Source organism: Variovorax sp. V15 (genome assembly GCF_041154425.1).
Classification (GTDB): Bacteria; Pseudomonadota; Gammaproteobacteria; order Burkholderiales; family Burkholderiaceae_C; genus Variovorax; species Variovorax guangxiensis.
Window position 1 is genome coordinate 6,549,909 of sequence record NZ_AP028659.1, and the last position, 11,666, is coordinate 6,561,574.

Annotated in this window: 10 protein-coding genes; 2 read left to right on the plus strand and 8 right to left on the minus strand. The window is 68.7% G+C overall.

The genetic code is table 11. The features are described from left to right. Positions 1–140 precede the first annotated feature (140 nt). The 4 genes from hutC to ACAM57_RS30935 are packed head-to-tail and all read right to left on the minus strand — an operon-like array spanning position 141 to position 3,519. Positions 141–878 (minus strand): histidine utilization repressor, encoded by a 738-nt coding sequence (gene hutC / locus ACAM57_RS30920; RefSeq protein ID WP_369660080.1) that lies wholly within the window; start codon positions 876–878, stop codon positions 141–143. A 10-nt stretch (positions 879–888) separates the two neighbouring features. Next, complete coding sequence (locus ACAM57_RS30925) at positions 889–1,674, minus strand: ABC transporter ATP-binding protein (RefSeq protein ID WP_369660081.1); 786 nt, start codon at positions 1,672–1,674, stop codon at positions 889–891. Further along, positions 1,674–2,567, minus strand: a complete 894-nt coding sequence (locus ACAM57_RS30930; RefSeq protein WP_206169501.1) for an ABC transporter permease — start codon at positions 2,565–2,567, stop codon at positions 1,674–1,676. The genes ACAM57_RS30925 and ACAM57_RS30930 overlap by 1 nt, the downstream gene beginning before the upstream one ends. Then, on the minus strand, positions 2,548–3,519 hold the full coding sequence (locus tag ACAM57_RS30935; RefSeq protein ID WP_126022527.1) for an ABC transporter substrate-binding protein: 972 nt from the start codon (positions 3,517–3,519) through the stop codon (positions 2,548–2,550). Before ACAM57_RS30935 ends, ACAM57_RS30930 begins: the two co-directional genes overlap by 20 nt. 295 nt (positions 3,520–3,814) lie before the next feature. Between ACAM57_RS30935 and recQ the strand changes: the two genes are divergently transcribed. Next, on the plus strand, positions 3,815–5,707 hold the full coding sequence (gene recQ / locus ACAM57_RS30940) for a DNA helicase RecQ (RefSeq protein WP_369660082.1): 1,893 nt from the start codon (positions 3,815–3,817) through the stop codon (positions 5,705–5,707). Positions 5,708–5,736: 29 nt separating this feature from the next. Beyond that, a complete protein-coding gene (locus tag ACAM57_RS30945; RefSeq protein ID WP_369660083.1) occupies positions 5,737–6,618 on the plus strand; it encodes a LysR family transcriptional regulator in 882 nt (293 codons plus the stop codon). A 10-nt stretch (positions 6,619–6,628) separates the two neighbouring features. Here the strand turns inward: ACAM57_RS30945 and ACAM57_RS30950 are convergent, their stop codons facing one another. The 4 genes from ACAM57_RS30950 to ACAM57_RS30965 all read right to left on the minus strand — a co-directional run bounded on the left by ACAM57_RS30950 (position 6,629) and on the right by ACAM57_RS30965 (position 11,610). Further along, positions 6,629–7,621, minus strand: a complete 993-nt coding sequence (locus ACAM57_RS30950; RefSeq protein ID WP_126022530.1) for a tripartite tricarboxylate transporter substrate binding protein — start codon at positions 7,619–7,621, stop codon at positions 6,629–6,631. Beyond that, positions 7,611–8,447 (minus strand): amidohydrolase, encoded by an 837-nt coding sequence (locus tag ACAM57_RS30955; RefSeq protein WP_369660084.1) that lies wholly within the window; start codon positions 8,445–8,447, stop codon positions 7,611–7,613. The genes ACAM57_RS30950 and ACAM57_RS30955 overlap by 11 nt, the downstream gene beginning before the upstream one ends. A 127-nt stretch (positions 8,448–8,574) precedes the next feature. Beyond that, positions 8,575–9,780, minus strand: coding sequence for a nucleoside hydrolase (locus tag ACAM57_RS30960; protein ID WP_369660085.1), 1,206 nt, complete (start codon positions 9,778–9,780; stop codon positions 8,575–8,577). Between the two features lie 207 nt (positions 9,781–9,987). Then, positions 9,988–11,610 (minus strand): S41 family peptidase, encoded by a 1,623-nt coding sequence (locus tag ACAM57_RS30965; protein ID WP_369660086.1) that lies wholly within the window; start codon positions 11,608–11,610, stop codon positions 9,988–9,990. Positions 11,611–11,666: the final 56 nt, after the last annotated feature.

Consider the following 11,666-nt stretch of genomic DNA (forward strand, 5'->3'; position numbering starts at 1 on the left):
CGATGACGACGTTAAAAAAGACCTACGGCCCTTCGCGGAACACCGCGGAACCGGCTTTGCCGGGCCGCAGGTGTTGCCCCCGGCGAGGGGGTTGGCGAAGCGACACGAAGTGCGCGAAGACTGGGGGAGAGTTCATTGCTTCAGCCGAAGCTGGGGTTGCCGTCGGCCTTGAAGCGGCTTCCCAGGCTGTAGCGTGAACCGGGGTGCAGGCAGCGCACCCACGTCACGGGAACGTTGCGCGACCAGGTGCGGCGCGTGAGCAGCAGGCAGGGGTCGGTGGGCGTTATCGCGAGGCGCTCGGCCTGTTCGGCGTTGGGCAGCACGGCGTCGACGACGTGCTCGATCTGGTCGAAGGGCACGTTGCGCACCAGGTACTCGCTGGGCGGCATCGCCGAGAAGTCTTGCTCGAGGTAGTCGGGCACCACCTGCGGGTTGACGAAGCGCTCCTCCAGCTGCACCGGGGTGCCGTTCTCCAGGTGCAGGCACACGCTGTGGAACACCGAGTCGCCGGCGCGCTTGTCGAGCCAGGCGGCCACGTCGGGCGAGGCGGCGAGGCGCTCGACGGCGATCATCTCGCAGCGGTAGTCGTGCCCGCGCTGGCGAATCTCGCTGGCGATGTTGGCGATCTGCAGCAGCGTGGACTGCGGCTTGTTCTCCGCCACGAAGCTGCCGACGCCCGCCACGCGCACGATGCGGCCCTGCTCCACCAGCTCGCGCAGCGCGCGGTTCACCGTCATGCGCGCCATGCCGAACTGCGCGACCAGTTCGTGCTCCGACGGCAGGCGGTGGCCGGGCGGCCACGTCCCGTCCTGGATCTTGCGGGAGATGTGATCCATGACTTGCGCGTAGAGCGCGAGGGTCGGCAGGTCGCGTTTCATCGTGTCTTCGTCAATGCTCCGCCGCGGCCATCGATTCGGCGCGGATTTCTTCTGTCAGGCGCGCCTTGATCTCCATGAACTCCGGCGAGGTCTTGATGGTGTAGCTGCGTGGGTGCGGGAAGTCGACCGCGATCTCGGTCTTGATGCGCCCGGGCCGCGCGCTGAACACCGCCACGCGGTTGGCCATGAAGATCGCTTCGTCGATGTCGTGCGTGACGAACAGCACCGTCTTCTGCGCCGACTCCCAGATGCCCAGCAGCAGCTCCTGCATGAGCACGCGAGTCTGGTTGTCGAGCGCGCCGAAGGGTTCGTCCAGCAGCAGCATCTTGGGGTCGTTGGCCAGCGCGCGCGCGATGGCCGTGCGCTGCTGCATGCCGCCCGAGAGCTGCTTCGGGAAGTGGTTCTCGAAGCCGCGCAGGCCGACCTTGGCGATGAAGAATTCGCTGCGCTCCTTCTGATCGGCCTCGCTCATGCCGCGCTCGCGCAGGCCGAAGCGGATGTTCTGCGCCACCGTGAGCCACGGAAAGAGCGTGTAGCTCTGGAACACCACGCCGCGGTCGGCGCCGGGGCCTTCGATGCGCTGGCCGTCGAGCAGCACCTGCCCGGTGGTCGGGAAGTCGAGCCCCGCCACGATGCGCAGCAGCGTCGATTTTCCGCAGCCCGAGGGGCCGAGGATGGTGACGAAGTCGTTCTCCTTCACCTCGAAGTCGATCGGCTGCAGCGCCTGCGTGCGCTGGCCCTTGGCGCCGGTGAAGACGCGAGAGACACCCTGGATGGAAAGTTGGTTCTGCGACATCACAGTGCTGCCCACGCGAAGAGACGGCGGTTGATTGCCTTGAAGGCGAAGTCGGACAAAAGGCCGATGACGCCGATCACGATGATTCCGAAGATGATCTGGCCGGTGTTCAGCAGCGCCTGGCTGTCGGTGATCATGTGGCCGATGCCCGAGGAGGAGCCGATCAGCTCCGCCACGATCACGTAGGTCCATGCCCAGCCGAGCACCAGGCGCAGCGTCTCGGCGATGCCCGGCGCCGCGCCCGGAATGAGCACGCGCGCCACGATGCCGCGGCTGTTGGCGCCCAGCGTGTAGGCGGCCTCCACGAGGTCGCGCCGCGCGCCGCCCACGGTGACAGCCACCATCAGCACGATCTGGAAGAAGGAGCCGATGAAGATCACCAGCAGCTTCTGCATCTCGCCCAGGCCCGCCCACAGGATGAGCAGCGGAATGAAGGCCGAGGCCGGCAGGTAGCGGCAGAAGGACACGAAGGGCTCGAAGAAGGCTTCCACGGCCTTCCATGTGCCCATGGCGATGCCCAGCGGCACGGCGAACACGGCCGCCAGCAGGAAGCCGCCGAACACGCGCCACACGGTCATGCCGATGTCGCCGATGAAGCCGTACTCGGTGAAGAGCAGCCAGCCTTCCTTGACCATGGTCGGCGGACTCGCGAGGAAGGTCGGCGGCACGAAGCCGCCGAGCGTGGCGATGGCCCACACGAGCACGAAGACGACGAAGAAGGCGAGCCCCAGCAACACGCGGGCGCGCGTGCCGATGGGCTCCAGTGGCGCGAGCGCGCGGCGGCGCGCGGGCGCGACGACAGGCACCGCTGCGGGCCTCGAGGCTGGCGCTGCGGCCACCATGGCGGACGGCATCTGCGACATCTGACAGGCCTTACTTGACGAAGCTTGCATCGAAGGTGGCCGAGAGATCTTCCGGCGCCTTGCGGATCACGCCGGCTTCCAGAAGGATGGGCGTGGCTTCCTTCATGAAGCTGGTGAGTTCGCCCGCGAAGAACTTCTGGTTGGCCGCCTTGTCCTGCCAGCGCAGGAAGGCCGACGACTTGGCGAACTGCTCGCCGCTCTGCTTCACGGCGGAGCCCATCAGTTCGTTCGACTTCTCGGGCTCGGCCTTGATCATGTCCAGCGCGTCGAAGTACGACTTGGTGAGCGCGGCGGCGGCCTTGGCGTTGGCCTTGAGCCAAGTGGGCGCGCAGCCGACGGTGTCCATCACCATCGGGTAGTCGAGCGTGGTGGCCAGGATCTTGCCGGCGGCGGGATTGGCGCGCACCGTCGAGAGGTAGGGTTCGTAGGTCATGGCGGCGTCGTTCTGGCCGGCCACGAAGGCCTGGGCCGAGGCCTGCGGCGACAGCGTGGTGGTCTTCACGTCCTTCAGCGACATGCCGTTCTTGCTGAGCATCCAGGCCAGGCCGAAGTAGGGCGCGGTGCCGGGGGCGTCGACGCCGATGGTCTTGCCCTTGAGGTCGGAGAACTTGCTGACGTCGCCGCGCACCGCGAGGCCGTCGGCGCCGTAGGACTTGTCCATCTGGAAGATCTGCACGATCGGCACGCCGTTGGCGTTCCAGGCCACGTGCGTCTCGACGGTGGTGGCCGCGCACTGGATGGCGCCGGATGCCAGCGCGAGGTGGCGGTCCTTCTGCGGGATCATCTTGAGTTCGACGTCCAGGCCGTTCTTCTTGAAGATGCCGGCCTTGTCCGCCAGCGAGAGCGGCGCGAAGCCGGTCCAGCCGGACATGCCGAGCGAGATCTTCGTCAGATCCTGGGCGGCGGCCGTTCCGGCCATGCCTGCCGCACATGCGCCCGCTGCAACCAGCGAGGCGAACTTCACAACTACCGTCTTGACCATGGGTACTCCTGGGTCTGTTCTTTGAGGGAAAAAGGCTCGGCGGCGGGCCCGATGGCCGGGTAACGCACGCCTCGCATTGTTGCCAGGCGCCCCAACTTGTATATACAGGATAACCCGAAAGGCCATTTCTGGTGCATTTGCTTGGGAAATGCACCTTTTTGCTGTCTAGACAGGAGGGACGCAGGACGGCAGCAACCATTGCAAACCTCGTGCCACAGTCATATCTGTGGCGCTGGGGGACAATCGACGGCCGCCCTCTTTCCCCTCCCTTCCGACCTCCCCCCGCCCGCCGCCCGTGTCCTCTCTCGCCCCCCAACCCATCGACATCTCCGGCAGCAGCGCCCCCTCCGACATCCTCCACGAGGTCTTCGGCTATGCGCAGTTCCGGGGGGCCCAGCAGGACATCGTCGACCACGTGGTGGCCGGCGGCGACGCGCTGGTGCTGATGCCCACGGGCGGCGGCAAGTCGCTGTGCTACCAGATCCCGGCCATCGCCCGGCAGCGCGCGGGCAAGGGCGTGGCGATCGTGGTGTCGCCGCTGATCGCGCTGATGCACGACCAGGTGGGCGCGCTGCACGAGGCCGGCGTGAGCGCGGCCTTCCTCAACTCCACGCTCGACTGGGAAGAGACGCAGGATGTCGAGCGCCGCATGCTGCGCGGCGAGATCACGCTGCTGTACGCGGCGCCCGAGCGCGTGAACACGCCGCGCTTCCTGTCGCAACTCGATTCGCTGAAGGAGCGCGGCAAGCTGTCGCTCTTCGCCATCGACGAGGCGCATTGCGTGAGCCAGTGGGGCCACGACTTCCGCCCCGAGTACCGCGCGCTCACCGTGCTGCACGAGCGCTACGCGGGCGTGCCGCGCATCGCGCTCACCGCCACGGCCGACGCGCTCACGCGGGCCGACATCGTCGAGCGGCTGCAGCTGGAGGACGCGCGCCAGTTCGTCTCCAGCTTCGACCGGCCGAACATCCGCTACACCATCGTCGAGAAGAAGGACGCCACCACGCAGCTGCTGCGCTTCATCGAGCGCGAGCACGAGGGCGACGCGGGCGTGGTCTATTGCCAGTCGCGCAAACGGGTGGAAGACGTGGCGGTGCAATTGCGCGACGCGGGCATCAACGCCCTGCCCTACCACGCGGGCCTCGACGCCGCGGTGCGCCAGCAGCACCAGGACCGCTTCCTGCGCGAGGAAGGCATCGTGATGGTCGCCACCATCGCCTTCGGCATGGGCATCGACAAGCCCGACGTGCGCTTCGTCGGCCATCTCGACATGCCCAAGAACATCGAGGGCTACTACCAGGAAACCGGCCGCGCCGGCCGCGACGGCGGCCCCGCCGACGCCTGGATGGCCTACGGCCTGCAGGACGTGGTCAACCAGCGCCGCATGATCGACGAGAGCCCCGCCGGCGAGGAATTCAAGCAGGTGATGCGCGGCAAGCTCGACGCCCTGCTCTCGCTGGCCGAGGCGAGCGACTGCCGGCGCGTGCGCCTCTTGGGCTACTTCGGCGAGAAGAGCACGCCCTGCGGCAACTGCGACAACTGCCTGAACCCGCCGCAGGTGTGGGACGGCACCGATGCCGCGCGCAAGCTGCTGAGCACCATCTACCGCGTGCAGCAGTTGAGCGGCATCAGCTTCGGCGCCGGGCACATCATGGACATCCTGCGCGGCAAGACGACCGAGAAGGTCAAGCAGTTCGGCCACGAGCGCATCAGCACCTTCGGCATCGGCGCGGAGTTCAGCGAGGTGGCGCTGCGCGGCGTGCTGCGCCAGCTGATCGCCACCGGCGCGCTGGCGGTGGACGCGGAGGCCTTCAACACGCTGAAGCTCACCGAGGGTTCGCGCGCCGTGCTCAGGGGCGAGACGCCGGTGACGCTGCGCGAATCGGTGTCGTCGCCTGCCGAGCGCAAGCCCCGGCGCGAGAAGGCCGCCAAGGGCACACCGCCGCCGGCCGCCGCCAAGCTCGACGAGACGGGCCGCAAGCGCTTCGACGCGCTCAAGGCCTGGCGCGCCGAGGTGGCGAAGGAGCACAACCTGCCGGCCTACGTGATCTTCCACGACGCCACGCTGGCGGCCATCGCCGAGCGCGCGCCCGCCTCGCTGGAGGACCTGCAGGGCATCAGCGGCATCGGCACCAAGAAGCTCGAGGCCTACGGCAGCGAGGTGCTGCGCGTCTGCGAAGCCTTCTGACGGCCTGAAAGAGAGAACGGGGCACCGCCGTGGACACCCGCCAGATGCGCTGCGTCGTCGCGATCGCCGAGGCGGGCAGCCTCACCAAGGCGGCCGAGCGGCTGGGCCTGGCGCAGCCGGCGCTCACGCAGACGCTGAACCGGCTCGAGAAGGAACTCGGCACGCCGCTCTTCACGCGCACGCGCCGCGGCGCCGCGCTCACCGATGCGGGGCAGGCCGTTATCGACGACCTGCGCGCCAGCCTGGCCTATGGCGATGCGGCCACCGAGCGTGCCCGTGCGATGGGGGCAGGACGCGCGGGACGGCTCACGATCGGCTTCGTCACGCATGCGGTCTACGAGGTGCTGCCGAATGCGCTGCGCCGGCTGCGCGCCGAGCATCCGCAGCTCGACGTGGTGCTGCGCGAGATGAGCAACGCCGAGCAGGTGGCGGCGCTGGAAGGCGGGCGCATCGACATCGCGCTGCTGCATCCGCCGGTGTCGGTCACGGCGCGGGTGCACGAGCTGCGGCTGGGCGAGGAGCCGCTGATCGCCGCGCTGCCCGCCGCGTGGCCGCTCGACGAAGACGGCTGCGTGTCGCTCGCCGATGTCGCGCGGCACGGTCTGGTGTGGTTCCCGGAGCAGCAGATTCCCGCCCTGCGCGCACAGCTGCTGGGCGCGCTGCGACGTGCCGGCCACGAGACGCGGGTGGTGCAGGACGCCAATCGCACGCTGACGGTGCTGGCCTGCGTGGCGGCCGGGCTGGGCTGGTCGCTGCTGCCGCGCTCGGTGCGCGCGCTGCGGCACGAAGGCGTGCGCTACGCCGAGGTGCGCGACGGCGCGGGGCTGCCGGCCTTCGAGCTGTCGGCGCTGTGGCTGGCGCGCTCGCGGCCCACCTTCGCCGACGCGTTCGCGACCATGCTGCGCGGCTGAGGCTGCGGCCTCAATCGAGCTGGATCTTGTTGTCCTTCGCGAGCTTGGTCCACTTGGCGATCTCGGCGCGGCGGAAGCTGTCGAGCTCGGCGGGGCTGGAGCCGATCACCTCGGCGCCCAGCGCTTCGAGCCGGCTGCGCACTTCCGGGTCCTTGAGCGCGGCGGCGAATTCCTTCGACAGGCGCTCCGCCACCGGCGCGGGCGTGCCGGCCGGCACGAACACCGCGTTCCATTCGTAGACCTCGTAGCCGGGCAGTCCGGCCTCGGCCACGGTGGGCAGCTGCGGCAGCGCGGGCGCATGCGCCTTGCCGGTCACGGCCAGCGGGCGCAGCTTGCCGTCCTTGATGAAGGGCATGCTCGAAGCCAGGCTGGCGAAGAACACCGGCACATGCCCCGACATCACGTCGGTGAGCGCCGGGCCGCCGCCCTTGTAGGCCACGTGCGTCATCTGCACGCCCGCCATCGATGCGAACAGCTCACCCGCCAGATGCTGCGCCGAACCGTTGCCCGACGATGCGTAGTTGATGCCGCCCGGCTTCGCCTTGGCCTGCGCGATCAGGTCGGCAACGCTCTTGAACGGCGCCGACGGGTTCACCACCAGCACGTTGGGCACCTTCACCAGCAGCGACACCGGCGCCAGTTCGCGCAGCGTGTCGAAGGGCATCTTGCGCAGCGCCGGATTCTGCGCGTGGTTGGAGGCGTCGAGCAGCACGGTGTAGCCGTCGGGCGCGCTCTTGGCGACGAGGTCGCCGCCGATGGCGCCGCCCGCGCCGCCGCGGTTGTCGATCACCACCGGCTGGCCCAGCTTCGCCGAGAGCCTGGGCGCCACGATGCGCGCCACTGCGTCGACCGTACCGCCCGGCGGATAGCTCACGACCAGCCGCACGGGCTTGGACGGCCACGCCTGGGCATGCGCGCCCAGGCTGCCCATCAGCAGGGCTGCGCCGGCGAGCGCGAGCGGGACGGCGCGCAAGAGCCGCGCGCGGGTGATTTCATTGGTCATCTCTGATGTCTCCTGTCTTGAACTTGAAAAGCAGCGCCGGCGTGTCGACCAGGATGCGTCGGCGCACGGCGGCGTCGGGCACCCAGCCGGCGAGCGTCGCGTGGGCGGTTGTGTAGTCGGCGATCTCGCGGTGCTGGGTGTGGGGCCAGTCGCTGCCCCACATCAGCCGCTCGGGGCCGAAGGCTTTCAGCAGCGCCTGCGCGGCGTCATGCGCGCAGACATCGGTGGACGCGGGCCAGTTGCGGTAGGCGGCCGAGAGCTTGACCCAGATGCGCCCGCAGTCCGCGGCGCCGAGCAGCCAGGCGAAGCCTTCATCGTCGGCGGGCGCCGATGCGGGCCGACCGAAATGGTCGACGACCAACGCGCATCCGGCATCGAGCACAGGCTGCGCGGCCAGCGCGAGGTCGCGCGACTCGCGGTGCAACTCCACATGCCAGCCCAGCGCATTCACGCGGGTGAAGAGCCGTTGCCAGTCGGGCCGGGCGAGATCGGGCAGCGGCATGCCCACGATATTGAGGCGGATGCCGACGATGCCGGACTCGGCCATGGCCTGCAGCGTGGCGTCGTCCACCAGCGGATCGACCACCGCGACGCCGCGCAGGCGGGTGGGGGCCGCGCGCAGCGCGTCGATCAGGAAGCCGTTGTCGGTGCCGAAGAAGCTGGGCTGCACCAGCACCCCGTGCGAGACGTCGTGCGCATCGAGCAGCGAGAGGTACTCGGCCAGCGTCGCCTCGTAGTCAGGCGCGTGCCGGCGCGTCGCCGCCAGGGGCAGGCCACGCGCGAACACATGGGCGTGGCTGTCGATGGCGGTGATGGGGGAAGGCACGGCGGCGTCTCTGTCGGAATCGTTGTGCGTCCGCGGGAAAGCGGACGTGGGCGAGTATCCGAAGGACGGCGCCTGCCGGGAACGGGTCTCCCGGTTGCGTTTGGATAAGCGCGGCTTATGACGCCGCTCAGTTCGACGTCAGGGGCAACACCACGGGCACGGGCCGCGTGAGCAGGTCGACGTAGAGCTCGAAGAAGCGCGCGTTGTCGAACTTCTTCACCACCGTCATCTTCTGCAGCGTCGGCCCCGCGGGCTGCGAGGAATAGCCGATGGAGCGGCCGTTGTCCGCCGCGCCCGGCTTGGCGATGACGTCGACGTAGCGGTCCACCGTCTGCGTGGCGTAGCTCGGGTCGATCAGGTAGGCCAGCGTGAGCGTGTCCCAGATGTTCTGCGTGTAGTTCGGGTTGGTCTCGAAGCCGTTCTTGCCGTCGAAGCCGTAGCCGTTGAGCTTCTGGAACACGTCGGTCACGGCCGTGGGCTTGGCCGGGTGCGCGACGCGGTCGTAGATGGGCTTGGTGAGGAACACGGTGTCGGTCACATCCAGCGGCACCACCACCTGCGGAATGGGCAGCCGCACCACGAACTGCGCCGCGTCGGGGTCGAACCACCAGTTGAACTCGGCCGCCTTGGTGGTGTTGCCGGGCACGTCGATGGCGCCGCCCATGTAGATGATCTTCTTGATGAGCGGGACGATCTCGGGGTTCTGCTTCACCGCGAGCGCGATGTTGGTGAGCGGGCCGATGGCCAGGATGGTGATCTCGCCGGGGTTGGCCTTCACGGTGTCGACGATGAAGTCGACAGCCGTCTTGCGCTGCAGCACCGTGTGCTTCGCGAAGCCGTCGGGCGAGGGCTTGAGGTCGGCATCGGTCTTGGGCTCGGGGCCGCCCCAGGCGCCGAGGTAGCCATCGCCGCCGGCACCGGCGGCCATCTCGGCCTCGACGTCGGCAAAGGTGTGGTTCAGCGCGTAGTTCGCGCCCGAGTAGATGCCGATGCGGTCGCCCACGCCCAGGCGCTCCACCGACATCAGCGCGTCGGCCACGCCCTGCTTGAGCCACTGGTTGCCCGAGACCACGCTGATGCCCATGACCCGCACCTTGCCCTCGGCCTGCAGCTGCGCGGCCATCACGCCGAGCTGGCCGTCGTCGCTCATGGTGTTGTAGTCGCTGTCGATGATGATCTTCTGCGGACCGGCGCTGCCGCCGCCCGATCCACCACCGCCCCCAGCGCCCCAGCCCGGACCGAGGCCGATGCCCGAGCCTCCGTTCCCGCCGCCTCCGCAGCCCGCCAACGTCGTGATGACGGCGATCAACATCGCCCCGATCCATTTGCGCATCGTGTCTCTCCTGGTACTAGGAAGTTGGTTCTCAGGTGGGGCAAGTCCTGCCGCTCCGAGATACAAACGTTTGCGCAAAGCTTTGCGCAAACGTTTCACCCACTCTACGGCGCGAGCGACGGGGGTGGCAAGCGCCAGCGCTAGGGGTTTTCCGCGAGCCGAAGGAGGCCCTGGCAGCGCTCAGAACTGCTCGGGCGGCGCGGTGTCTCAGGCCGGATCGGGCACGCCGACCAGGCGGTTCTCGCGCAGCGGCGAGCGGCCTCGCAGATAGGGCTGCTCCGCTTCAGGCTCGGTCGCCTTCTCCAGGCCCTGCACGGTCGTCTTGGCGGAGACGGAACAGGAGCCCGAGCTGCGCAGCGCGAGTGCGGCAGCGAGCCGCGCCTCGGCCTTGTCGCCGAGCTGGTGATTGAAGTCGTCGGCCACGACACAGCCGGCATTGGGCACCATGCCGTCGCCGTAGTCGCCCTCGCCCTTCTGGTTCACCCCCTTGAACTGGATCGCGAAGTAGGTGGTGCCGCAGTTGTCCTGTGGATAGAAGCCATAGGGCTTGCCGCAGGTGGTGCCGCCGACGAGATTGACGGTGACGCCCACGCCGCGCAGGCTGTTGACGACCGACTCGCTCGCCGAGCAGGTGTCGGGACCGGTGAGCACGGTCACGCGCGAGAGGCCCAGCGTGGGCAGCGCCTGGCCGCTGCGGCTGGTGGCAGTGAAGGGCGTGAGCGTCTGCGCGACCGTGAGGTGGAACGGGTTCTTGTCGTTGAAGACCAGCTGCTCGAAGGTCTTGCCGGCGGTCACCGACGGCGACGCGATCATGTAGGCCAGCCGGCTGGCGATGAGCAACTGGCCGCCGCCGTTGTAGCGCATGTCGAGCACCAGGTCCTGGATGCCGGCGCCCTGCTTGAAGGTGTTCACCGCATTGATGAGCTGGGTCTCGGACGTGGTGATGTGGTCGTTGAACAGCAGATAGCCCACGCGGCCGCTGCCGGTGTCGATGACCTGCACGTTCTGCACCGGCGTGCTGGTGATCTTCGCGGCCGTCAGCTGCACCGGCGACTGCGCGACGCCGTTCACCTCGAAGGTGAAGGTGTGCGATTCGCCGATGGCCTTGGGCGAAAGCGCCCCGTTGATCGCGTTGACGTTGGCCGTGCCGGTGCTGCTGACGACGTTGATGCCGTCGATGGTGAGGATCTTCGCGCCGCGCAGCAGGCCAGCATTGGTGGCGGGCGAGTTCGGCTCGACGAAGGCGATGCGGATGTCGCGCGGCGGCGAGCTGCGTATAGCGGCCGTCTCCATGCCGTAGCCGGCGGAGACGCCGCCCTGCGTGAGCTGGCGGTACACCTCGGTGTCGTAAGTGAAATGGAAGCGGTCCTTGGCGCGGCCCGAGGGCGTGGTGGCCGTCGTCTTGAGCACGTTGAACCAGGTGATGGGCGTGGCGTAGTCGGCGGCCTTGAGGGTGGTGGGCACTTCGCCGTACCAGAGGTAGGTTTCGTCGATCCAGCCGCGCACCCAGCTTTTTTCATTGTCGAGCGTGCCGCCGCGGTCGGGGTAGGCCGCATTGGTGTCCGGGTTGATGCCGCTGCGCGGCGATGCGCACAGTCCCGCGACGGTGGCCGAGGCGACGATGCCGTCGCCGCTGCTCGGGGGAGTTGTTGCCGGTGGTGTCGTGGCGCCGGGGATCAGGCCGACCGGCAAGCCACCGCCGCCGCCCCCTCCTCCTCCGCCACCGCAGCCCGCCAGAAGGAACGCGGCAGCGAGCGCCGCGCCGGCGGCAGCCCATGCACCTGGAAGCGGCAGCCGCCGCGCGTCGTCGACCTTGCGAGATCCCACCATGCGCTCCTCCTCGTGCCCGCGATGGCGGGCGGATGTTTTCGTTCTGCGCGGCGACG